This window comes from Tateyamaria sp. Alg231-49 (assembly GCF_900143535.1).
In the GTDB taxonomy this organism is placed as follows: Bacteria; Pseudomonadota; Alphaproteobacteria; order Rhodobacterales; family Rhodobacteraceae; genus Tateyamaria.
The window spans coordinates 13,247-34,518 of the sequence record NZ_FRFA01000008.1 but is presented as its reverse complement, the minus strand read 5'-3'; the positions used below and the strand labels follow the sequence as shown (position 1 = coordinate 34,518).

General features: G+C 57.1%; 24 protein-coding genes and 1 other RNA gene. 14 read left to right on the top strand and 11 right to left on the bottom strand.

Annotated features, from left to right (window positions below):
• The first annotated feature begins 41 nt into the window (after positions 1-41).
• The gene (locus tag DHN60_RS13570; protein ID WP_108837867.1) at positions 42-488 is read left to right on the top strand and encodes a universal stress protein; all 447 of its coding nucleotides are present in this window, start codon (positions 42-44) and stop codon (positions 486-488) included.
• A gap of 107 nt (positions 489-595) precedes the next feature.
• Here the strand turns inward: DHN60_RS13570 and yghX are convergent, their stop codons facing one another.
• Positions 596-1,483: a YghX family hydrolase gene (yghX, locus tag DHN60_RS13565; protein WP_108837866.1), complete on the bottom strand. Its 888-nt coding sequence runs from the start codon at positions 1,481-1,483 to the stop codon at positions 596-598.
• A gap of 102 nt (positions 1,484-1,585) precedes the next feature.
• On the opposite strand from yghX, the gene DHN60_RS13560 reads away from it, so the two are divergent.
• From DHN60_RS13560 to DHN60_RS13530, 7 genes are all read left to right on the top strand, one after another.
• Positions 1,586-1,936, top strand: a complete 351-nt coding sequence (locus DHN60_RS13560; RefSeq protein WP_108837865.1) for a DUF4345 family protein — start codon at positions 1,586-1,588, stop codon at positions 1,934-1,936.
• 155 nt (positions 1,937-2,091) lie between these two features.
• Positions 2,092-2,440, top strand: a transfer-messenger RNA (tmRNA) gene (gene ssrA / locus DHN60_RS13555).
• 116 nt (positions 2,441-2,556) lie between these two features.
• On the top strand, positions 2,557-2,985 hold the full coding sequence (locus DHN60_RS13550) for a nuclear transport factor 2 family protein (RefSeq protein WP_108837864.1): 429 nt from the start codon (positions 2,557-2,559) through the stop codon (positions 2,983-2,985).
• A gap of 64 nt (positions 2,986-3,049) precedes the next feature.
• Positions 3,050-3,478 (top strand): ester cyclase, encoded by a 429-nt coding sequence (locus tag DHN60_RS13545; protein WP_108837863.1) that lies wholly within the window; start codon positions 3,050-3,052, stop codon positions 3,476-3,478.
• A 272-nt stretch (positions 3,479-3,750) separates the two neighbouring features.
• Positions 3,751-4,566 carry a sulfurtransferase/chromate resistance protein gene (locus DHN60_RS13540; RefSeq protein ID WP_108838048.1) on the top strand — a complete coding sequence of 272 codons (816 nt, stop codon included), beginning with the start codon at positions 3,751-3,753 and terminating at the stop codon, positions 4,564-4,566.
• Positions 4,563-5,816: a chromate efflux transporter gene (gene chrA, locus DHN60_RS13535; RefSeq protein ID WP_108837862.1), complete on the top strand. Its 1,254-nt coding sequence runs from the start codon at positions 4,563-4,565 to the stop codon at positions 5,814-5,816. The genes DHN60_RS13540 and chrA overlap by 4 nt, the downstream gene beginning before the upstream one ends.
• Positions 5,817-5,893: 77 nt before the next feature.
• The gene (locus DHN60_RS13530; protein ID WP_108837861.1) at positions 5,894-6,397 is read left to right on the top strand and encodes an SspB family protein; all 504 of its coding nucleotides are present in this window, start codon (positions 5,894-5,896) and stop codon (positions 6,395-6,397) included.
• 7 nt (positions 6,398-6,404) lie between these two features.
• Here the strand turns inward: DHN60_RS13530 and DHN60_RS13525 are convergent, their stop codons facing one another.
• Complete coding sequence (locus tag DHN60_RS13525) at positions 6,405-6,974, bottom strand: hypothetical protein (RefSeq protein WP_234423638.1); 570 nt, start codon at positions 6,972-6,974, stop codon at positions 6,405-6,407.
• Between the two features lie 172 nt (positions 6,975-7,146).
• On the opposite strand from DHN60_RS13525, the gene fumC reads away from it, so the two are divergent.
• The 3 genes from fumC to DHN60_RS13510 all read left to right on the top strand — a co-directional run bounded on the left by fumC (position 7,147) and on the right by DHN60_RS13510 (position 9,059).
• Positions 7,147-8,538, top strand: a complete 1,392-nt coding sequence (fumC, locus tag DHN60_RS13520; protein ID WP_108837860.1) for a class II fumarate hydratase — start codon at positions 7,147-7,149, stop codon at positions 8,536-8,538.
• Positions 8,535-8,750 carry a DUF4169 family protein gene (locus tag DHN60_RS13515; RefSeq protein ID WP_108837859.1) on the top strand — a complete coding sequence of 72 codons (216 nt, stop codon included), beginning with the start codon at positions 8,535-8,537 and terminating at the stop codon, positions 8,748-8,750. Before fumC ends, DHN60_RS13515 begins: the two co-directional genes overlap by 4 nt.
• A gap of 90 nt (positions 8,751-8,840) precedes the next feature.
• A complete protein-coding gene (locus DHN60_RS13510; protein ID WP_108837858.1) occupies positions 8,841-9,059 on the top strand; it encodes a ribbon-helix-helix domain-containing protein in 219 nt (72 codons plus the stop codon).
• A gap of 152 nt (positions 9,060-9,211) precedes the next feature.
• On the opposite strand, the gene DHN60_RS13505 is transcribed toward DHN60_RS13510, so the two are convergent.
• Positions 9,212-9,964, bottom strand: coding sequence for a cytochrome c biogenesis CcdA family protein (locus DHN60_RS13505; protein ID WP_108837857.1), 753 nt, complete (start codon positions 9,962-9,964; stop codon positions 9,212-9,214).
• A gap of 93 nt (positions 9,965-10,057) precedes the next feature.
• Here DHN60_RS13505 and DHN60_RS13500 point away from each other — a divergent pair, with 93 nt between their 5' ends.
• Entirely contained in the window at positions 10,058-10,288 is a 231-nt protein-coding gene (locus tag DHN60_RS13500) for a sulfurtransferase TusA family protein (RefSeq protein WP_108837856.1), read from the top strand.
• Between the two features lie 49 nt (positions 10,289-10,337).
• Here the strand turns inward: DHN60_RS13500 and DHN60_RS13495 are convergent, their stop codons facing one another.
• The 8 genes from DHN60_RS13495 to purC form a co-directional block, all read right to left on the bottom strand.
• A complete protein-coding gene (locus tag DHN60_RS13495) occupies positions 10,338-13,040 on the bottom strand; it encodes a ribonuclease E/G (protein WP_108837855.1) in 2,703 nt (900 codons plus the stop codon).
• A 397-nt stretch (positions 13,041-13,437) separates the two neighbouring features.
• Positions 13,438-14,127 carry an HAD family phosphatase gene (locus DHN60_RS13490; RefSeq protein ID WP_108837854.1) on the bottom strand — a complete coding sequence of 230 codons (690 nt, stop codon included), beginning with the start codon at positions 14,125-14,127 and terminating at the stop codon, positions 13,438-13,440.
• 98 nt (positions 14,128-14,225) lie between these two features.
• Complete coding sequence (locus DHN60_RS13485; protein WP_108837853.1) at positions 14,226-14,561, bottom strand: hypothetical protein; 336 nt, start codon at positions 14,559-14,561, stop codon at positions 14,226-14,228.
• Positions 14,562-14,735: 174 nt separating this feature from the next.
• On the bottom strand, positions 14,736-16,070 hold the full coding sequence (locus DHN60_RS13480; RefSeq protein ID WP_108837852.1) for a sigma-54 dependent transcriptional regulator: 1,335 nt from the start codon (positions 16,068-16,070) through the stop codon (positions 14,736-14,738).
• 7 nt (positions 16,071-16,077) lie between these two features.
• Positions 16,078-17,862, bottom strand: coding sequence for an ATP-binding protein (locus tag DHN60_RS13475; protein ID WP_108837851.1), 1,785 nt, complete (start codon positions 17,860-17,862; stop codon positions 16,078-16,080).
• Between the two features lie 37 nt (positions 17,863-17,899).
• Positions 17,900-18,568: a phosphoribosylformylglycinamidine synthase subunit PurQ gene (purQ, locus tag DHN60_RS13470; protein ID WP_108837850.1), complete on the bottom strand. Its 669-nt coding sequence runs from the start codon at positions 18,566-18,568 to the stop codon at positions 17,900-17,902.
• Entirely contained in the window at positions 18,565-18,795 is a 231-nt protein-coding gene (gene purS, locus DHN60_RS13465) for a phosphoribosylformylglycinamidine synthase subunit PurS (protein ID WP_108837849.1), read from the bottom strand. Before purS ends, purQ begins: the two co-directional genes overlap by 4 nt.
• Before the next feature lie 20 nt (positions 18,796-18,815).
• Entirely contained in the window at positions 18,816-19,577 is a 762-nt protein-coding gene (purC, locus tag DHN60_RS13460) for a phosphoribosylaminoimidazolesuccinocarboxamide synthase (protein WP_108837848.1), read from the bottom strand.
• A 150-nt stretch (positions 19,578-19,727) separates the two neighbouring features.
• Between purC and DHN60_RS13455 the strand changes: the two genes are divergently transcribed.
• Together DHN60_RS13455 and bmt are read left to right on the top strand one after the other, a co-directional pair.
• On the top strand, positions 19,728-20,048 hold the full coding sequence (locus tag DHN60_RS13455; protein WP_108837847.1) for a DUF1476 domain-containing protein: 321 nt from the start codon (positions 19,728-19,730) through the stop codon (positions 20,046-20,048).
• Between the two features lie 207 nt (positions 20,049-20,255).
• Positions 20,256-21,272, top strand: a complete 1,017-nt coding sequence (bmt, locus tag DHN60_RS13450) for a betaine--homocysteine S-methyltransferase (protein WP_108838046.1) — start codon at positions 20,256-20,258, stop codon at positions 21,270-21,272.

Here is a 21,272-nt window from a genome sequence, read left to right as displayed (position 1 = left end):
CTTTAGGGTTGTACACCAATCGAAGCAGAGGAGGAACGGAGATGTTTAAGACAATCGTTGTGGGCCTTGATGGATCGGAACCTGCGCAACATGCGTTGCGTCTGGCGTGTGACATCGCGGGAAAATATGACGCTGCTCTGCACATTGTGCACACGCCCCAACCCCAGACCGTCGCCTTTGCGATGGGCGCAGTGGCGGGGTACCACACTGCGACCACCATGCCGTCCCCAGATGAGGTGCGGGCAGCGGGAGAAAAGGTCCTTGCCGAAGGCATTCAGATCGCCGCGGATGCAGGTCAAAGCGTGGCCGGATCCCTCCAGAAGTTAGGCGACGCTGCGGATGTGATGATCGAATATGCAAATGAGTGTGGTGCCGACCTGATCGTAACCGGCCGCCGCGGAATTGGCTCAATCGGTTCTTTGGTGCAGGGCAGTACAACACAACGCGTGAACCACCTTGCAAAGTGCGCGTGTCTTTCAGTGGTCTGACGGCCTCTCTGGTCGCGCACCCAAGGCGCGACCAAATTACTCCAGATGATGTCAAAGCCGAGGCTTGAGGGCTCTAGCGGTGGATACGCTTGGAGCAGCTTGTGGGTTCAGGTGAGGTATGTCTCGAAATGAGCCAGTGTCCGCTCCCACGCGAGCGCTGCGGCGTCCGGGTCGTACCGCGGCGTCGTGTCATTGTGGAACCCGTGCGGGGCGTCCGCGTAGATATGCGCATCATAGGTTTTGCCCCCGGCCTTTAATGCCGCCTCAAACGCGGGCCAGCCAGCATTGATGCGTTCGTCCAACTCTCCGTAGTGCAAGAGCAACGGTGCCTGAATGCTTGGCACATCCTCAGCTGCTGCTTGACGGCCGTAAAAGGGTACAGATGCCGCCATGTCAGGATAGGCGACCGCCAGCGCATTGCACACGCCACCGCCGTAACAGAAGCCCACGGCGCCCACCTTCCCTGTCGATCCTTCATGGGTGGTCAGGAACTCATATGCGGCAAAAAAATCCTGAAGCAGCTTGGTGCGATCCAATGAGCGCTGCATCTCGCGCCCTTCATCGTCCGTGCCAGGATATCCACCCAAGGGCGACAGTCCGTCCGGACCAAAGGCGAGATATCCGGCCTTGGCTGTGCGGCGCACGACGTCTTCGATGTAAGGGTTCAAGCCACGATTTTCGTGGATCACAAGGACGGCAGGCAACTTTCCTGTGGCGCCAGCGGGTTTGGCCATCAAACCTTCAATTGCGCCGTGCCCGTCGGGGCTGTCGTATGTCACCCGCATCGTTTCGATGCTGGGGTCATCCGGGGATACCTGTTCGGCCAGTGCATAGTTAGGCTGCAAGCTTTCCAGAACGGCCGTTGCGGTGACGCCCGCGGCAAGATATTTGCCCGCACCGCGCAAAAAATCGCGCTTGCTCATATCGCCGTGTACGTAGCCGTCAAACAATTTGAGGATATTGGGGTCGAAGTCTTTGGCAGTCTTGCGTGTCATCGCGTTCTCTCCAAAAGGTTGTGTACCCTAACACCTAGATCAGAGATCATCGTTGGCCAAGTTCGCTTGCCTGAATGGGTTGGGCGCGCTAGCTGATCTTGCATGATTGATGTTGTGAATGTGATTGCCGCTTTCTTGACCATAGGCTTTGGGCTGTTTGGGTTCCTCGCGCCACGCTACACCGCGTCGGCTCTGGATCTCGCCCCCACTGACAGCACCATGGGTTTGAGCGAAATGCGGGCCAGTGTGGGCGGTCTGTTCGTGGTTGCGGGCGGTGCTGCGATTTGGTTGGGCCAACCGTTGGGGTACGCGATGATTGGCTTTGCTTTTTCAGGCGCTGCGTTGGGTCGCATTCTGTCGTTGATTTTTGACAAGCCACCGATAGCGAAGGTTCTGGTCTTTGGCGGTATCGAAGTGGCGCTGGCAGTTTGGTTTCTGTGGGCCAATCTGTAAAATCACGGCTTCGGGAAATGATGTCGCGTCAACAGGTGGGGTTATTTTTCTGGCGGTAATGATTTTGGTTTTATAACCAATTCAATATACTATGCCGCATACCTGATGTTGTTCCAGGTCTTCTCTGTTTCGAAAATCTTCACCGAAGGCTGCTGCAGATTGCATCACGCCCAACAACCTCCTATATATTCTGTGTCCTTCGGGACTATGGACATAAACGCGCTCGTAATAAGCGGATCGGACCCGGGGGCGGTACCCGGCGACTCCACCAAACATCCTTTCATTTGGGATCATGGGGTCGAAATAGGATCGACGGACGTCTAAAGGGGTTTGCTTTGTCTCGGCTGTCTGCCACCGTTACCGGCGAAAACTGTACAATTGCAAATGACAATCGTGCTCCGATGGCAGTAGCAGCGTAAGCTGTTCCTAATATCGAAAATTAAGTCCTTACGCTTTGCAGCTTAAGGCGGGGTTCGCAGGCACCTGGCAACAGAAGCCTGCACTTTCAAAACAACATGGATACTTGGCGGTTTACCCCCGCAAAGCTTTGACGGCCTTGAACATTTCTTAAGCACCTGCCGCTACTCTGCCTCTTGGAACTATAAACATGGTCAGGGCTGATGCCGCACAAGTTCAAGACGCTCGAAACCTATTTTCAGGAACTGTGGGTTAAGGGAAATCTTGACGCTTTGGATGACGTGTTCGCGCCCGGCGCCCGGACCCGAGGGATCATGGGGGACACCGAGTTTGATGCGGACGAGTTGAAAGAGCTGGTCGCCATGGTGCGCGCTCTCATGGGGCCGATCACTGTTACGATGCCCAAGATTATGGAACAGGACGACTGGCTTTCTGCCCTCGTCGAGATCAACAGCCATGCGATCGACAACAACAACCCGATCCACGTGTTCAATCAAGTCATGGCGCGGTTTGACGGTGAGCGCATGATCGAAATTCACAGCAATCTTGATTCGATCACCTTTTTCGAGCAGTTGGGTCTTTTGCCGGACAATGCCATGGCGGTGATGTTGGGTGGAACCCGTTTGCGATGACAGGTGTGCACCCCACAAACAGGTCGAAGTGGCCGCCGAAAACACATAGTTGGGCTTCAATCTAATGGAACCGACGTCCGTCATCCTGCGCCGGTTTTACACCGAGGTCTGGGAGAATCTGCGTTACAACAGCATTGCAGATTACTTTCAGCCTGATCTGACCGGCAATATCCTGATCCAGGAGCGCGCCGTCGATCCGAAGGAAGTCCGCGAGTGGATGCAGATACTTGATGCGCTTGTCCGCGACAAGAAAGTGACCTTCTTACACAGCATCGACGATGGAATGTGGTGTTCGGCGTTCCTGAGAATCTCCTGCGTCTCTCGGGCGACCGACAAACCTGTGACGGCGTACCAGCAGATCCTGTGCCGTCAGAAAGACGGGTTTATCAGTGAAAGCTACCCCCAGTTTGATCTGTTGCGGTTTTTCGAACAACTGGATCAGTTGCCGGAAGATATTGACGCCCTGTTGATGAGCGGCACGATCCTGCGGTAAATCTCGGCGTCATTCTTTTGGCGGCACACTGCCCCACCGGAGGGCCAAGTCACATAAACCAGAAACACAATCGGCAACCTGAATTGCATCACCTTTCACGGAGCCGTTGCCATGGCCGCACGGTGCTCTGCATCGATCTAGTTCACCTTGCATGGCATGGGTTGACGAGGCGATATGCACGCAGGCAATATGCGGTCATGGGGTAAACGCGAACACCCCGTGAGGCGCCAAGCCCAACGTTCGCATGTCTCCACATCCAAGGATGCATGCTCATGGCTGCCCCAAACGAAATCACTCCACCTCAACTCCTGCGCCTCATCGGAACACCAGATGCACCGGTGATCGTCGATATTTCGATTGACCCTGATTTTGACGATGATCCGTTTCTGATCCCCGGATCAATCCGACATCCCCATACCGACCTACAGGGGCTCAAAGAGCTCTTAGGGAATGCGCCTTGTGTGATCAGCTGTCAGCGCGGCATCAAGCTTTCTCAGGGACTAACAGCACGCCTGCGCGCCGACGGGCACAGGGCTGAATACCTCAAAGGCGGTATGTTCGCGTGGCGCGACATGAAGTACACGATCCGCTTGCCAGCAAGCGCCCTGCCCGCGCCTGTTGACGGTGCGACCCTTTGGGTCACACGTCATCGCCCCAAGATTGACCGGATCGCTTGCCCATGGCTGATCCGCCGCTTTGTGGATCGTAATGCGCGTTTTCTGTTTGTCTCGCCGGGTGAAGTGATGGGCGTCGCTGATCGCTATGGCGCAACTCCGTTTGACGTTGAAGACGTGTTCTGGAGCCATAGGGGCGATGCGTGCACCTTTGACACCATGTTGGACGAATTCGCGCTTCATTCCCCGGCCCTTGACCGGCTGGCACGGGTGATCCGCGCCGCGGATACCAATCGCCACGATCTGGCGCCAGAGGCGGCCGGTCTTTTGGCCATGTCCGTTGGCTTGTCGCGCCAGTACCGGGATGATCAGGATCAACTCAAGGCGGGCCTTGGTCTTTACGATGCCCTTTATCGTTGGGCACGCGACGGTGCTGATGAGGGCCACGACTGGCCGGGCGTGCGCGGGCAATGAACGCGCCTTCGTTCGCGTCGCTGTTCTCGGTATTTGGGCGTATTGGGTTGTTGTCCTTTGGCGGTCCTGCAGCGCAAATCGCTTTGATGCACGACGCCTTGGTCACTCGCCAAAAATGGCTAAGCGAAGATCAGTATCTGCGCGCCTTATCCTTGTGCATGTTGTTGCCCGGCCCAGAGGCCATGCAACTGGCGACTTATGCGGGCTGGCGCCTACGAGGCGTCGCAGGCGGCCTGTTGGCAGGTCTGTTGTTCGTTGTGCCAGGGGCCATGATCATTCTGGCTCTTGCGCTGCTTTATGTGCAGTTCGGCGATGTACCTCTGGTTCAGGCGGCGTTTCTGGGCATCAAGGCCACTGTCATCGTGGTTGTCTTGCAGGCGCTGCTACGCCTTGGACAAAAAGCGCTGGGTGATCAGACGGCTTGGATACTGGCGGGGCTTGCGTTTGCGGCCCTGTTTGTCTTTGGCCTGCCATTTCCGGCCATTGTGATCGCCGCTGGTCTTTTTGGCTATGTTACTGCTGATTTGACCTCGGCGCAGGCCCCTCCTCCGCCTGTCCGCGTGCGCACGGTGCAAACAGTTCTGATTTGGGGCAGTTTGTGGGCCGCGCCATTGGTCTTAGTGTGGCTGACGGCGCAAGAATTCCTGCTTCAAATCGGTCTCTTCTTTTCCAAGCTGGCCATCGTCACTTTTGGCGGGGCCTATGCGGTTCTGGCGTACATGACCCAAGCGGTGGTGCAGGACTACGGCTGGATTACCACGCCCCAGATGATTGATGCGCTTGGATTGGCCGAGACCACGCCGGGGCCACTGATTCTGGTGACCGAGTTTGTGGCCCTGCTCGCCGGTTACGCCCAAGGCGGGTTGGGGCTGGCACTGGCGGCAGGTGCGCTGACGCTCTGGGTGACCTTTACGCCGTGTTTTCTATGGATTTTTGCGGCTGGGCCCTATCTCGATCACATCTCCGCCCGACCCCGCCTTGCTGCCGCGCTTGGGCGAATTACGGCCGCCGTTGTAGGGGTTATCCTAAATTTGTCTGTTTGGTTTGCTTTGCACGTGTTTTTTGCGCAAGTCGGCACCGTTCCAAACCTTGCCCTGCCCGTTCCGGATCTCGCCACGCTTAATATATGGGCACTTATCCTCTCGGGTTTGGCCATGGTGTTGATGCTGGTGGCGCGTGTGAAATTATTGCCGACACTGGGGCTTATGGCATTGGCGGGATGCGGTCTTTCGCTCATTGGTTTCACTTAAATCATGCTTTGTGGTTGCCACCTCTTTTCACCGCGCCGGAAAGGGGTATGCTGATCACGTAACCTGCGAGGACATCCATGGGCCGCAGCATTGATTATGGCAACCTGATGCACGAGGCCATGCGTGGCCTCATCCGCAAAGTTTTGGACGATGTGGCAGAACGCGGCTTGCCCGGGTCACACCACTTTTTCATCACCTTTGATACAAGTCACCCCGACGCCGAACTCGCTGATTGGTTAAGCGACCGGTATCCCGGTGAAATGACGGTTGTTATGCAGCACTGGTATGACAAGCTGGAGGTTGGTGACGACGGGTTTGCGGTGACTTTGAACTTTGGTGATATGCCAGAGCCGCTTTACGTTCCCTACGACGCCATCAAGACGTTTGTAGATCCATCAGTGGAATTCGGCCTGCGTTTTGAAACACAAGATGACGAAAATGGCGCTGCGGTGCCGGGTGCAACGGCGGACATTTTTCCCAGCTCACCAGCCACCAAGCCCAAGCCTGTCGCTGACGAAGGTACAGAAGACAATGACGGCAAGGACGCCGAGATCGTGTCACTGGATAGTTTCAGAAAGTAGCCGCCAATTAGTCGCGCGCCAGAAACGTTTCGACTGCGCGCTGGATTTGGCCGTCCCGGATGGTTTGGAACCGCAAATTCAGGCCGCCATCAGCAAGTGTCCGGTCGTATTGCTGTAAGCTGTACCCACCATCCGCTCCGACAAACAGTGAATAGACGGTAAGGGTTTGCTCAACGATACGCGCCCAGACATAGGGTTCACCTTTCATCGGATCGAGTTGAACCACATGCCCAAATACGTTCTTGCGTTGTGCGGCTGCAAAAACCGCGTCCCGATCACTGTCGACAAAGTCGATTTCGTAGGACTTTTCACGCACTGACCCGTCAACGCGATAGGTCACCGACGTCCATTGGACGCGAAACCCATCCTTGGTCTCGGAAATCTCGACGCTCATGTCCCGCGGAATCAGGCTACCATCCAGAGCGACCACTTCGGCCGACCCACTGTAACTCCCCACGAATGCAGAGGCATCCGCGCGCGCCTGAAGGCAAAACAGGGCTAACCCTGCAACCAGAGTACAAAAGGCAAGGACGGTATGATGCAGAACGGGACGAACGGCCGTGCGGCTAGCTGGCATTGATCAAAACTCCGTTAAAATACACGCGCCTTCTTTATATAGCGCGCCACCACGCAAGATTCATCACCCATTCTCCGAATTCACCGTGACCCAGCGCCGCGTGCTTGTCTGCCCGGCCCCTGCCCGATAAACGACATGCCAAGAAACGAGATAAATTGATAGGAGCCTCTTTATGGCCGACACCCGCACAGAATCCGACAGCTTCGGCCCTCTTGAAGTTCCGTCTGACAAATACTGGGGCGCACAAACCCAACGTTCGATTATTAATTTTCCGATTGGCTGGGAAAAACAACCCATCGCAATCGTGCGAGCACTGGGTGTGATCAAGCAGGCTTGCGCCATGCAGAACAAGGTGCAGGGTGATCTGGATCCCGCACTGGCGGATGCGATCATTGCGGCGGCGTCCGAGGTTGTGGCGGGTAAGTTCGACGACAATTTTCCGCTGGTGGTCTGGCAGACCGGGTCCGGCACACAATCCAACATGAACGCCAATGAAGTGATTGCAAACCGCGCCATCGAAATGCTTGGCGGCGTTATTGGGTCAAAAGACCCGGTGCACCCCAACGATCATTGCAACATGGGTCAGTCCAGTAACGACACCTTCCCGACGGCAATGCATATTTCTGCCGCCATGACAGCACATCAGGTGCTGTTGCCGGGTTTGGAAAAACTGCACGCCGCTCTGGTCGCAAAGGTTGAAGCCTTTGATGGCATCATCAAGATAGGCCGCACTCATACGCAAGATGCGACCCCTCTGACGCTCTCTCAGGAATTTGGTGGGTATGCCCACCAGGTCGCCATGGGGATTGAGCGGGTGAAGGACGCGCTCGGGCGCATCTATGAACTTGCGCAGGGCGGAACAGCCGTGGGTACGGGCCTCAATACCAAAACAGGCTGGGCCGAAGCTGTGGCTGCGCACATGGCCAAGATCACAGGTCTGCCCTTTATCACCGCACCCAACAAGTTCGAAGCACTTGCGGCCCATGATGCGATGGTCGAGATGTCAGGCGCGCTCAAGACAGTGTCTGCGTCGCTCTTCAAAATCGCCAACGACATTCGCTTGCTGGGATCTGGCCCGCGCTGCGGTCTGGGCGAGTTGGTACTGCCCGAGAATGAACCTGGATCATCCATTATGCCCGGCAAAGTGAACCCCACCCAGTGTGAGGCACTGACACAGGTCTGTGCGCATGTGATGGGCAATGACGCGGCCGTCGGCTTTGCCGGGTCTCAGGGGCATTTCGAGTTGAACGTCTACAAGCCTATGATGGCCTATAATGTGCTTCAATCCATGCAACTGCTTGGCGATGCGGCCAGCACATTTACCGACAATCTTGTTGTCGGTCTGGATGCAGACCGGGTGCGGATCGACAAGCTGATGCGCGAATCCCTTATGCTGGTGACAGCGCTTGCACCCGAAATCGGCTATGACAACGCCACCAAAGTGGCCAAGACGGCCCACAAGAATGGCACCACTTTGCTGGAAGAAGCGATTGCCCTCGGCTTTGTAGATAAAGAGACCTTCGACCGTGTGGTGCGCCCGGAAAACATGATCGGCCCCAAGTGAGCGAAACGCCCATCAACCTGAACAAAGTGCGTAAAGCACGAGCGCGCGCGGCTGCTAAGGCGCGCGCGGATACCAATGTGGTGGTTCATGGGCGCAGTAAGGTGCAAAAAGAAGCAGACGGGCTTGAACGTGCGCGTCTGAGGCGAGACCTTGATGGAAAGGCCCTGAAATCGCCCGATGATGTCACTGGTCAGGGCGGCAAAAAGCCATAATGCCATGTGATAGACGCACCCGTAAAAAGTGAAGTGTGTGTAAATGATTATCCAGTTCGTCCCTAGCAGAGCGCCAAGCGGGTGTAGGCCATGAGTGCCGGACCGCAGAAACACTCTCTGACCCTCAAAGGGCATCGCACCAGCGTGTCCCTCGAGGCAGAGTTCTGGCGCGCCTTTCGCGACATCGCCGAGACAGATGGCAAGCCGATCAATGCGTTGGCCAGTGAAATTGATGCTGAACGTGCGCCCGGAGTGGGGCTGGCATCGGCCATCCGCGTGTTTGTGCTGAAGCGTTTGACGGATCGTTAAGCAAGCCTGCGGCGACCTTTCGGGTCTGACTTGCAGCCTGCACGATGACGCACCCTGCCCTGATCTTCTGAACCCATCCGCGTATTGATATGAAATCGGACTTCGATGCGGTTTTCGGCCGTTGTCTGACCGAAACTAGCGCCACAAATTGCTTAGCCAAAAGTAGCCAAAACCGGGAACTGCTCAAGCAACCAGAACGAAAAGCGTGTGAAAAGCCCAAACAGCATCGCCGCACCCACAAGCAAGAGCAGCCCACCCATCACCTTTTCAATCAGCCCCATATGCGGCTTGATCCGGTTCATGAACCCCATCGCACGGCTCATGAACATTGCGGCCAACAGGAACGGAATGCCGAGGCCTGCCGCATAGACACCCAAAAGAAACGTGCCCCGCGTCACAGACGCCTCAGAGGCGGCAAGTGTCAGGATCGCGCCCAGTTGCGGCCCGATGCATGGTGTCCAGCCAAAGGCGAAGGCAAGCCCCAGCACATAGGCCCCAAAGGAAGAGCCACCCTGATCGCCTGCATCCATGCGTGCTTCTTGATCGAGGAATGGGATGCGGAACACGCCCAGGAAATGCAGCCCAAATATCATGATGACTACCCCAGATACCTGCGAGAAAAGCACCTGGTTGGACAGGAAAAACGCACCAAATGCCGATGCTGCAAAGCCAAGGAACAAAAACACAGTACTAAGGCCGAGGACAAAGAACAGGGCCGTGATGGTGGCGCGGTTGCGCTCTGATCGCCCGTCTGACATCTCTGACACGCTCATGCCCGACATGTAGGCCAGATAAGGCGGCACGATTGGCAGAACACATGGGCTGAGAAAGCTGATAATGCCGGCCAGCAAGGCCACGCTCATAGCCGGAAGCAGGCTCGCGTCGATGATGTCAATTCCAAACATGCTCCACCCCTATCCCGGCACGTTGCCTACGTCACGCCCTTGGGCAGTCACATGTCTGTGGACAGTCTGAAACATCGCGCCTAAGTGAAAGGCATGAGCGACACCGATCACAGTTTAGATGCCACTGGCCTTCTTTGCCCCCTCCCAGTCCTGAAGGCTCGCAAACGCTTGCAGGCGCTTAAGGCTGGCGAGACATTGACCGTGCAGGCTGATGATCCGGCGGCCATCGTTGATGTCCCACACTTTTGTGCCGAAGCGGGTCATACGCTGATCTCAAGCGAACTGCACGGCCCCATCCAGACCTATGTGATCCGCAAAAGCTGACCCGGCACTGCACAAAGAAAAAGGGCGCACCTGAAGTGCGCCCCTGATCTTATTTGCCCAGCGACCACCAGCCGCGCTTTTTCGGCTTTGGTGGTGCGTCATCGACCACGGTTTCAGCCGCGACTGGCTCAGGCTCTGCTGGCGGGACAGCGACGGGCGCAGGAGCAGGCTCCGGTACCGCTTCTTGTGCCGGCGCTTCTTGCACCACCACTTCGGTCTCAGGAGCAGGTTTGGGTGCTTTGGCCCGTGACCGTCTTGGCTTGGGAGCGGGTTTGGCTTCGGGCTCCGCCGCGGTTGTCTCGCCTTCGGACGCGGCATCAACGGTTTCAGACGCGGCATCAACGGCTTCGGGCGTCGTGCTTTCGGCAACGGGTTCTGCGGACGTGGCCTTGTCCTTTGCCTTTTCGCCAGATTTCGACCGGCGCGTACGCGTCGGCTTCTTCTTGGGTGCAGGTGCATCCTCTTCTGTGGCCTCTTCAGGCACAGTTTCCGAGCTTACTGCATCCTCTGTGGTTTCGACCGAAGGGGTGTCTTCGGACGACGCATTTTCGTCGGACGCAGCGTTGTCTTGCCCAGTCCCTTTGCCACGACCGCGGCGCCGACGACGGCGGCGGCGTTTTGACTTTTGTTCGCCGTCATCTTGCGTTGTCTCTGACGCGGGTGCGGGCCCTGTGGCGGCAGGTGCTTCGTCTTCGATCACCTCGCTGTCATCTTCGTCCACCTGATCCATCAGGGACGTGTCCACAGACACCACAGCCGTCTCTACCGCCTTCACAACACGCGTTGCGGTCTTGAACTTTTCGATTGAGAAGTCCGGGCTGATCAGATGCGGTTCGCCTTCGATGCGCACGGACAGACCATAGCGCCCTTCGATTTGGGCGATGTGCTCGCGCTTCTGGTTCATCAGGAAATTGGCGATGCCAACGGGGCATTTCACCAGAACTTCGCGTGAACGGCGGCGTGTGCCTTCTTCTTCGATCTGGCGCAGGATCGACAGGGCCAGATTGTCATCCGAGCGGATCAAACCAGTTCCGTGGCATGCACTACATGGCTGCGTCGTGGCCTCGATCATACCGGGGCGCAGGCGCTGGCGGGACATCTCCATCAGACCGAAGCCCGAGATGCGACCCACCTGAATGCGTGCGCGATCTGTCTTCAGCTTGTCCTTCATCCGCTTTTCGACAGCTGTGTTGTTCTTGCGCTCGTCCATGTCGATAAAGTCGATGACGATCAGACCTGCAAGGTCACGCAGACGCAACTGGCGTGCGACTTCCTCGGCCGCCTCAAGGTTGGTTTTGAGGGCCGTGTCTTCGATCGACCCTTCCTTGGTGGAGCGACCTGAGTTTACGTCGATGGCCACAAGCGCTTCGGTGATACCGATCACGATGTAACCACCGGATTTCAGCTGCACAGTCGGGTTGAACATACCACCAAGGTACGTCTCGACCTGATAGCGCGCGAAGAGCGGCAGACTTTCAGTATAGAGTTTCACGTTCTTGGCGTGGGACGGCATGATCATCTTCATGAAGTCCTTGGCGGTGCGGTAGCCGCGCTCGCCTTCGACAAACACTTCGTCGATATCGCGGTTGTACAGGTCGCGGATCGAACGTTTGATCAGGTCGCCTTCTTCGTAGATCTTGGCGGGCGCGATGGATTTCAGCGTCAGCTCGCGGATCTGTTCCCACAGGCGTTGGAGGTACTCATAGTCCCGCTTGATCTCGGCCTTGGTGCGCTGGCTACCTGCCGTGCGCACGATCAGTCCTGCGCCTTGGGGCACGTCGATCTCGTTGGCGATTTCTTTCAGCTTCTTGCGGTCGGCGGCGTTGGTGATCTTGCGGGAAATCCCGCCACCACGGGCCGTGTTTGGCATCAGCACACAGTAACGCCCGGCAAGGGACAGATACGTGGTCAAAGCTGCGCCCTTATTGCCGCGTTCTTCTTTGACGACTTGCACCAACAGGATCTGACGAACCTTGACGACTTCTTGAATCTTGTACCGCTTGGGGCGCGGTTTGCGCGCAGGGCGGATGTCTTCCTGATCATCTTCGTCGGCGACGGATTCGATGCTGTCGTCCTTGGCGGCTGCGTTAGAGCCTTTGGGCGTGTCATCTTCGTCGTCATCACCGTCTGCTTCGGCAACGGCCTGATCGTCGTCGCCAACTGTTTCGGCGGCCGGTTGATCATCCTCAGGTGCGTCCGTGTCTGCGGTCGCTTCTTCAGCGGTCTCATCTGATGCAGGCGTTTCCACAGGCGTTTCTGCCACGGTTTCCATGGGCGAAGCCGCCTCATCCGCAGGCACCTCAGCCTCGACGTCTGCATCTGCGTCAAGGTCAATGGTTTCCATGCCATCAATCTCTTGTGTCGCCTTGGGATCTTTGTCCTTGGCGGCGGCGGCACGTGAGCGAGAGCGTCTTTTGGGCTTGGGTTTCTCGTCTGCTTCGTCGCGGGCCTTTTGGGCTTCGACGTAAGCGCGTTCTTCCTCCATCAGCGCCTGACGGTCGGCGACTGGGATCTGGTAGTAATCCGGGTGGATTTCCGAGAACGCAAGGAAACCATGGCGATTGCCGCCATAGTCCACAAACGCCGCCTGAAGCGACGGTTCAACCCGTGTTACTCTTGCAAGATAGATGTTGCCAGCAAGCTGGCGTTTGTTTTCGGATTCAAAGTCAAATTCCTCGACCTTGTTTCCGTCAACCACCACAACGCGGGTCTCTTCCGCGTGGGTGGCATCGATAAGCATTTTCTTAGCCATTTAAGTCCATTGCGCGCGTCAGGCCGCACCGCCCCTGGGGGGGCGGGCCGTCGTGATGCGTGTCTTGTCTGGGCGATATGCGGCACGCGGCAGGCTTGACCCGGGGGGCCTTCTGCTGGAACTCTCAATGTCCTTGCGCGTGTCATCGCGGTTCTTCTCCGACGCAAATTACCCCTCAGGGCGCTGCATCCGTTCATTAGCTGCGCAAGACATGTGCCTGCGTCAGCATCTCGTGGCCTCGTGAGAGGCCCAATCGGTCTGTCGCCATGTCCGGGGGCTGGCCCGCCAAAACAAAGTAGACAGCGAAACTCGTATCCGGGGCGACGCGAAACAGCGTCGCAATCCCGTACTGTTAGATAAGGTGAACAGGTGGAGAAAGACAATGGTCAATTACAGGTTAGCTTTGGGTCAGCGAACTTTCTGAGCCTTTGAGCACCCCAAGACCCTCAAGAGCGGCCCAAAGGTTGGGTGCGACGCGTTGCCCAAGATCTGGCAAAGCTTGCCCGATTGGGCGCAGGTCGGGGATTTGGGTGGTGTGGCATCCCGCCGTCACTGCAGATGTCGTGCCCGGGTCGCTGTCTTCGAAGGCGGCGCAGTGACGCGGGTCCATTCCGAAGAATTCCGCCGCCTGAAGATAAGGCGCAGGATCTGGTTTGTTGGCGCGCACTTCGTCGCCGGCAACCACAAATTCGAAGTGATCAAGCAAACCGGAATGGGCCAGATGACGGCGAGCATTGGCACCGTGCGTAGAGGTCACAACGGCCATACGCGCACCCTGCCCGGCCAATGCAGCAAGAGCTTCACGCACCATCGGACGCAATGGAACATGGGCTTCAAGCGCGGCCTTCACCCCGGCATGCATAGCATCGTTAAAGGCGACAGCACGTTCCCGTGATCCGGCAAACGCGGCGATCCGGCGCAATCCTTTTGGCCCGGAATTGCCCACAAGGGTCATAAAATGCGCCTCTGCTTGCGCATGGTCGAACCCCATGGGTCGCATTAATTCGATAGCCACGTCGCGGTAGACCCGCTCGCTGTCCAGCAGCAAACCGTCCATATCAAAAAGAAATGCCTCTGGCCGCTCCATGCCCTGACCTGCCCACTGTAGATTTTTTTGGAAGTTAATGCCATGCGGCTGGGAAAATGGAAATGTCCCGACGGCAGTATGCCGCCGGGCACTTCAGGTCAGTTGTCGATTTCGCACAGTCCTGCCGAAAGGCACGTCGCGACAAAGTAACATGAGGTCGCGAACCCGTCCAAAGTACAACCGCAAGCCATAAAGGGATTGGGCCAGCACGTACGTTCAAGTCCACCGATGGCGATTAAGGTCAGTTCCTTCATCTGACTGTCCCCGCGCATTTCTTCGCGCATTTTGTCGGTCAGTCGGAATTTTGCCTGCCCTAGAGAACGTTGAATGCCGATGGATGTACGGTCCAAAGCTGTGCTGTCCTGAGCGCTAACGAATGCAGGGCTGACAGCAAAAGAGAATATGGCCAAGGCCATGGAAAAACGTCGCATCATAAATCTCCAATAAAAAATGTAGTCTTATAAAGTGAAATAAGTGGACGCGTTCAAAGACCGCTCGTCAACCCTGACGTGTACATCCATGCCAAGATCGGCGGCATCTGGCGCACGCGGCATCGCCTCATGAATGAAAAGACAGCGCGCAAATTTTGTACATTTGCGCGCTTTGAATCAGAGGTAGTCTGACCGTTGCAGGCCGTACTTGGCCATCTTCTCGTTCAGTGTCCGGCGTGGCAGGCACAACTCATCCATCACAGACGCGATCGAGCCCTTGTGGCGGCGCATTGTGTTGTCGATCAGCATCCGCTCGAACGCCTCAACGTATTCTTTGAGCGGCTTGCCTTCCGTCGTCATCACGGGCTGCATTTCTTCGTGATCGTTCATCAGCAGCGATGCGATGGACCCGGTGCCTCGACGTGCCTGCAAAACGGCCCTTTCGGCGATGTTGATCAACTGGCGCACGTTGCCCGGCCAAGGGGCCTGCAACAGTTGTGCCGCCTCTTGCGCCGATACTTTGGGCGCATCACAGCCATACTCATCCGCAAATTGATCGCTAAGCCGCGTGAACAGGGTCAGGATGTCTTCGCCCCTTTGCCGCAAAGGTGGGACGGTGATCTTGAGTGCCGCAAGGCGGTAATAAAGATCGGGGCGCAGCGCGTCTTCGCAGGTGCGCCCGGCCTCTTGCAAATTGGAGATGCCCACAATGCGCGTCTCAGCTGGCGTGCCCTGTTCGTTGATGACGCTCAGCAGACGAGCCTGCAAGGTCTCGCTGAGGGCTTCGATATCCTCAAGGACTAGCGTGCCGCCTCGCGCCTCTTCGATCGCGGGCAATTGTGCGTCCTCAGGGTTCATGGGGCCAAACAGTCGCTTGGCCAGCGCGTCTTCTTCCCAGGCCGAACAGCTGATCAGAACAAAACGTTTGCCTGCACGTGATCCAACGGCGTGCAGCGCATGGGCGACCAAAGTCTTTCCTGTGCCGGTTTCACCGTCGATTAAAACGTGGCCATCGGCCTGACCGAGGTCGAGAATATCCTCACGCAGCCGCTCCATGACCGGAGACTGACCAATGAGCTTTTTCATCAATTGCCCGCCGTCGCTCAATTCGCGGCGAAGGGCCCGGTTATCCATGACCAGCCTGCGCTGCCCGGTTGCCTTCTTGGCCAGCTGGGACATTCGATCAGGATTGAACGGCTTTTCGAGAAAATCAAACGCGCCAACGCGCATCGCCTCGACCGCCATCGGCACATCGCCGTGGCCGGTGATCATGATCACCGGCAGCGCACTGTCATTGCCCATCAGCTTTTTCAGGAATTGCATCCCGTCCATGCCAGGCATCCGGATGTCAGAAATGACAATGCCGGGGTAATCAGGCCCAAGCACTTTCAGCGCGTCCTCGGCACTGGCGAATGTCTCAGTGTCGTAGCCCGAAAGGGCCAGCCATTGGCTGATTGACTGGCGCATATCCTGTTCATCATCAACAATGGCGATCTTCATGGCTTGGGTCATGTCAAACTTACTCCGCCGCTTTAATTTTTCTGTCGCCGTTATCGGCCTCAGAACCCATTATGGGCAATTGCATCTCGAACACGGCGCCGTCAGACGTACTGTTGCGCGCCGTGAGCCGTCCACCCAGATCGTTGACAATGCCGGATGAGATGGCAAGCCCCAAGCCAACGCCGTCGCCGGGCTGCTTGGTGGTATAAAACGGTTCGAACAGGGCATCGAGATCCTCGATTCCGGGACCGTTGTCGCGCACGGTCAACGTGGCGGTTTCCCCTGCTGACAACATGATGTCGATCTGCGGCGCGCGCACCGTTTTTGTGGCGTCGATGGCGTTGCGCAACAGGTTGACCATCACCTGTTCGATACGCAAACGATCCCCCATCACTTCCACTGGCTCACTCGGCAATACTCGGTTGATCTGAACCCGCCTCTGGCGCAACTGAGGTTCCATCATCGACAAGGATGAGGCGAGCGCATCGCCCATGTTTACTGGGCTGAGCGCGTCTTGGCCCTTGCGGGCATAGGACTTGAGCTGGCGGGTGATGGCGCCCATTCGTTCGATCAGGTCATCGATGCGCCCAAAGCTGACGACCGCCTCATCCGGGCGATTGCGACGCAGCAAAAGGCGTGCACCGGCCAGATAGGTTTTCATCGCCGCGAGTGGCTGGTTCAACTCATGACTGACAGCCGCAGACATTTCACCCAAAGCGGCAAGTTTTGATGATTGTTCAAGGGTTTGCTCGGCCACGGCGAGGTCTTCCTGCACGCGTTGGCGCTCGGCGACTTCTTGCTGTAGCTGGATGTTGAGATGGCGAAGCTCTGCCGACTCGCGCGTGGACAATGCCAGACGCAGCGCCGAGCGGCGGTTGAGCGCATAAAATGCCAGCGCCAGCAGCAGCGCGAATCCCATGATTTCGAGGGCCAATACCCCATTCACACGCTCGCGCACCGACTCGTACGTCGTGAAAGAGGTCATGCGCCAGCCGCGAAAGGGTATGCGGCTTTCCAACCGCATGACCGCCTCGCCCTGAATGTAGGCGTCCGCAGGCAAGGCCGTCCAATCGGCGGTGGCACGAATGGCACGCTCGATTGCGCTCTGCGGAGTTTGCTGGGCCAGGGCGGCTTCTTCTGTGCGCCCACGCCAGCGGGGTTCAGTTGCAAGGACGATCTGCCCTTCGCTGTCGGTGACGAACACGGCCGCCGAAATCCCGGCCCATGCCTGTTCGAATTTCTGCAGGTCTACCTCGACCGCGATCACGCCCAAAACGTCACTGCCTGCCGTGATTTTGCGCGAATAAGTGAATGAAAAACCGCCCGCCTCGCGCGGGGTAACCGTGAAGGACGTGCCATTGGTGCGCAACGCATCGAGAAAGAAAGGATCAGTGCGGTGATTGGTGCCCAGACGATTGCGGTCGGTCGCGGCCACAGCCCGCCCGTCGTTGTCCATCAACATCAGGTTTGCGGCGCCCGTCTCTTCGACAAATGAAATCAGGCGTTGCGTGGATTGCTGATAGTCTGCCGAATTCAACGCGCCAATCAGTGCAGGGTCGCGGGCCAGTAGTTGCGCCACAATCGCACTCTGACTGAGCTCGCTTTGCAGGTTGCCCGAATAAAGCGCCAGACGCAGTTCCGCTCGATTTCGTGTGGTTTCAGTGAACTGGTTCGTCAGCAGCCGATTGGTGAAAAACACCGTCGCGATGGCAGCCCATACAAGAATAATAAGCGCGAGACGCACACGCCATCCAACGCTGCGTTGGGTTTGGTCGGTCTCTGAACTTTGCGATGCCGGCTCCATAGCCAACACTCTAGGCGTCCACACGGGGCCGCTCAAGTCATGCAGTGGTCAATTGAGATGCCACTGCGCGGAACAACGCCTGCCCATCTGTGCCGCCATGGCCCGAATCCGCTGCCCGTTCGGGATGCGGCATCATGCCAAGCACACGACGGTTGTCGGACAGGATGCCGGCAATATCGCCAAGCGAACCATTGGGGTTGTTTGTGTAAGTGAAGGCAATGCGATCCTCGCCCTTGAGGCGTTCAATCGTTGCATCATCAGCAAAATAGTTGCCGTCGTGATGCGCGATGGGAATGTCTACAACATCGCCCGCATTGTAGCCTTCGGTATAGATGGACTGCGAAGTTTCAACCTTAAGACCAATCGTTTTGCAGATGTATTTCAGGTCAGCGTTGCGCAACAACGCACCGGGCAGCATGCCGGTCTCGGTCAGCACCTGAAAGCCGTTGCAGATGCCCAGAACATAGCCGCCCCGGTCTGCATGTGCCTTGACCGTCCGGCAAATGGGTGAATTCGCCGCAATCGCGCCGCAACGCAGATAATCGCCAAAGGAAAAGCCACCCGGAACGCCGATGATGTCGACGCCGCTTGGCAGGTCCGTGTCCTTATGCCAGACCATCTCGACATCGGCCCCTGCCGCGCGAAACGCGACAGCCAGATCACGATCACAGTTTGATCCCGGAAAGACGACGACGGCCGCCTTCATGTCATGTCCACCCGGTAGGATTCGATGACTGTGTTGGCGAGCAGTTTTTCACACATCGCAGTCACATCTGCCTCTGAGGTGCCATCAGCCAGATCCAATTCGATCACCTTGCCCTGACGCACGCCCTGCACCCCGTCAAACCCGAGGGCCCCAAGAGCATGGCGCACTGCTTCTCCTTGCGGGTCCAGCACTCCGGTCTTGAGCATGACATGTACTGTGGCTTTCATACTGCGGTCCTCATTCCGTCTTAGTTGATCAACGTCGGTTTGGTGATCGGCGAAGACGTCTTGGGCATCACACCCAAACGTCGCGCCACTTCTGTGTAGGCATCTGTCAGATTGCCCAGATCGCGGCGAAACACGTCTTTGTCGAGCTTTTGACCCGTTTCAATGTCCCACAGGCGACAGCTGTCTGGGCTGATCTCATCTGCGACGATCAAACGCATGAAATCACCGTCATAGACGCGTCCGATTTCAATTTTGAAATCGACCAAACGAATGCCAACGGCCATCATTACACCACTGAGAAAGTCATTTACGCGCAGCGCGAGGCTCAGGATGTCGTCCATGTCCTGTTGGCTGGCCCATCCAAAGGCGGCAATGTGCTCTTCGGTGACCAGCGGATCGCCGAGGTCATCGTCCTTGTAGCAGTATTCCACAATCGGTCGTGGCAGTTGTGTGCCCTCTTCGATCCCAAGCCGCTTGGACATTGTACCTGCGGCATAATTGCGCACGATGACTTCCAGCGGGACGATTTCGACCTGGCGCACCAACTGCTCCCGCATGTTCAGGCGCTTGATAAAGTGGGTCGGCACGCCGATCTGGGCCAATCCGGTCATGAAGAACTCGCTCAGGCGGTTGTTTAGAACGCCCTTGCCGTCGATCACTTCTTTTTTCTGTGCGTTAAAGGCTGTGGCGTCGTCCTTGAAATACTGAACGATTGTGCCCGGTTCCGGGCCTTCGTACAGGATCTTGGCCTTGCCTTCGTATATTTTTTTGCGTCGCGCCATGGGCGTCCTTTCGCTTGGGCGCGGTCACTGAGTCTGCCCCGCCTCGCGCCCTCATAAGCAATCAGTTGTGGTGTCGCAAGCAAAGGGGTTGCAAGCCGCGTGCGGCCTGCGCATATCTTGATGAAACAATAGACACTACGGAGATGCCCCATGAGCACTTTTGATGACCGCGAACACGCATTTGAGAACAAATATGCCCATGATGCAGAAATGCAGTTCAAAGCAGAGGCCCGCCGCAACAAGCTGTTGGGTCTGTGGGCCGCTGGTTTGATGGGCAAGGCAGGCGACGCCGCAGACGACTATGCGCGCGAAGTGGTCGCGTCCGACTTTGAAGAGGCAGGCGACGAGGACGTCTACCGCAAAGTGTCCGGCGATCTGGGCGATCTGGCAGACGAAGCGACGATCCGCACCCAAATGGTACAGCTGATGGCAGAGGCCAAGTCACAGGTTATGACCGAAGTCGATAAATAACAGTCTGGTACAGGCCGTACTTCACGTATTTTTAGGCGCACAGCTGACAGGCTGTGCGCCTTTTTTCGTGTCTGCGCCGGGTAAGCTGTGGGGTTTGCATCGGCTTAAAATCATACACAACTCATAAACTACATGAATATTATGAACTGGTTTCAATCACGCATGCGTGAAAGGACGAACGGAGTACGCGCGCGCGAGGAGCAGACCATGACCAACCCATTCAGCGATCTTTTGGCCGAAAAAGGCACTTTGCTGGCCGATGGTGCCACGGGCACCAACCTGTTTGAAATGGGGTTGATGGCCGGGGACGCACCCGAATTGTGGAATGAAACTGCGCCGGAAAAGATCACGACCCTTTACAAAGGGGCTGTGGATGCGGGCAGCGATGTGTTTCTGACCAATTCTTTTGGTGCTAACGCCTCACGGCTGAAATTGCATGATGCAGGGCACCGTGCCTTTGAATTGAGCAAAATGGCCGCCGAAATCGCGCGCAACGTCGCAGATCAAGCGGGTCGCACCGTGATCGTGGCGGGCTCGGTCGGGCCAACCGGTGACATTATGGAACCCGTGGGCACGCTCAGCCACGCTGACGCGGTTGAGATGTTCAACGAAACCGCCGCAGGCCTAAAGGCTGGCGGGGCCGACATCGGCTGGCTGGAAACCATTTCGGCGCCCGAAGAATACACCGCCGCGGCCGAAGGTTTCGCGTTGGCTGACATGCCCTGGGTCGGAACGATGAGCTTTGATACAGCTGGGCGCACAATGATGGGTGTGACCAGCACGGACCTCGCCTTGCTGGTTTCGGGGCTTCCCAATCCACCACTGGCCTTCGGTGCAAACTGCGGTACTGGTGCCTCGGACCTGCTGCGCACGATTCTTGGTTTTGCCGCAACTGGCAGCCCCATCCCCCTGATCGCAAAGGGAAATGCCGGTATCCCCAAATACCATGACGGGCACATCCACTATGATGGAACGCCTGAATTGATGGCCGACTATGCTGTGCTGGCGCGCGACTGCGGGGCCTCAATCATTGGCGGATGCTGTGGCACCACACCTGCGCACTTGCGCCAGATGCGCAACGCACTCGACACGCGGCCCAAAGGGACTGCGCCTACCCTCGACCAGATCGTTGATGCGCTTGGCGCGTTTTCATCGGCCAATGACGGCACCGGCGAAAACACGGCACCGACGCGCAAGCGGCGCGGCAATCGTCGCGTTGCTTGA

Bases quoted from the DNA above. Each gene is read 5' to 3' on its own strand.
- DHN60_RS13570 (WP_108837867.1), top strand. From the start codon at position 42: ATGTTTAAGACAATCGTTGTGGGCCTTGATGGATCGGAACCTGCGCAA.
- yghX (WP_108837866.1), bottom strand. From the start codon at position 1,483: ATGACACGCAAGACTGCCAAAGACTTCGACCCCAATATCCTCAAATTG.
- DHN60_RS13560 (WP_108837865.1), top strand. From the start codon at position 1,586: ATGATTGATGTTGTGAATGTGATTGCCGCTTTCTTGACCATAGGCTTT.
- DHN60_RS13550 (WP_108837864.1), top strand. From the start codon at position 2,557: ATGCCGCACAAGTTCAAGACGCTCGAAACCTATTTTCAGGAACTGTGG.
- DHN60_RS13545 (WP_108837863.1), top strand. From the start codon at position 3,050: ATGGAACCGACGTCCGTCATCCTGCGCCGGTTTTACACCGAGGTCTGG.
- DHN60_RS13540 (WP_108838048.1), top strand. From the start codon at position 3,751: ATGGCTGCCCCAAACGAAATCACTCCACCTCAACTCCTGCGCCTCATC.
- chrA (WP_108837862.1), top strand. From the start codon at position 4,563: ATGAACGCGCCTTCGTTCGCGTCGCTGTTCTCGGTATTTGGGCGTATT.
- DHN60_RS13530 (WP_108837861.1), top strand. From the start codon at position 5,894: ATGGGCCGCAGCATTGATTATGGCAACCTGATGCACGAGGCCATGCGT.
- DHN60_RS13525 (WP_234423638.1), bottom strand. From the start codon at position 6,974: ATGCCAGCTAGCCGCACGGCCGTTCGTCCCGTTCTGCATCATACCGTC.
- fumC (WP_108837860.1), top strand. From the start codon at position 7,147: ATGGCCGACACCCGCACAGAATCCGACAGCTTCGGCCCTCTTGAAGTT.
- DHN60_RS13510 (WP_108837858.1), top strand. From the start codon at position 8,841: ATGAGTGCCGGACCGCAGAAACACTCTCTGACCCTCAAAGGGCATCGC.
- DHN60_RS13505 (WP_108837857.1), bottom strand. From the start codon at position 9,964: ATGTTTGGAATTGACATCATCGACGCGAGCCTGCTTCCGGCTATGAGC.
- DHN60_RS13500 (WP_108837856.1), top strand. From the start codon at position 10,058: ATGAGCGACACCGATCACAGTTTAGATGCCACTGGCCTTCTTTGCCCC.
- DHN60_RS13495 (WP_108837855.1), bottom strand. From the start codon at position 13,040: ATGGCTAAGAAAATGCTTATCGATGCCACCCACGCGGAAGAGACCCGC.
- DHN60_RS13490 (WP_108837854.1), bottom strand. From the start codon at position 14,127: ATGGAGCGGCCAGAGGCATTTCTTTTTGATATGGACGGTTTGCTGCTG.
- DHN60_RS13485 (WP_108837853.1), bottom strand. From the start codon at position 14,561: ATGATGCGACGTTTTTCCATGGCCTTGGCCATATTCTCTTTTGCTGTC.
- DHN60_RS13480 (WP_108837852.1), bottom strand. From the start codon at position 16,070: ATGACCCAAGCCATGAAGATCGCCATTGTTGATGATGAACAGGATATG.
- DHN60_RS13475 (WP_108837851.1), bottom strand. From the start codon at position 17,862: ATGGAGCCGGCATCGCAAAGTTCAGAGACCGACCAAACCCAACGCAGC.
- purQ (WP_108837850.1), bottom strand. From the start codon at position 18,568: ATGAAGGCGGCCGTCGTCGTCTTTCCGGGATCAAACTGTGATCGTGAT.
- purS (WP_108837849.1), bottom strand. From the start codon at position 18,795: ATGAAAGCCACAGTACATGTCATGCTCAAGACCGGAGTGCTGGACCCG.
- purC (WP_108837848.1), bottom strand. From the start codon at position 19,577: ATGGCGCGACGCAAAAAAATATACGAAGGCAAGGCCAAGATCCTGTAC.
- DHN60_RS13455 (WP_108837847.1), top strand. From the start codon at position 19,728: ATGAGCACTTTTGATGACCGCGAACACGCATTTGAGAACAAATATGCC.
- bmt (WP_108838046.1), top strand. From the start codon at position 20,256: ATGACCAACCCATTCAGCGATCTTTTGGCCGAAAAAGGCACTTTGCTG.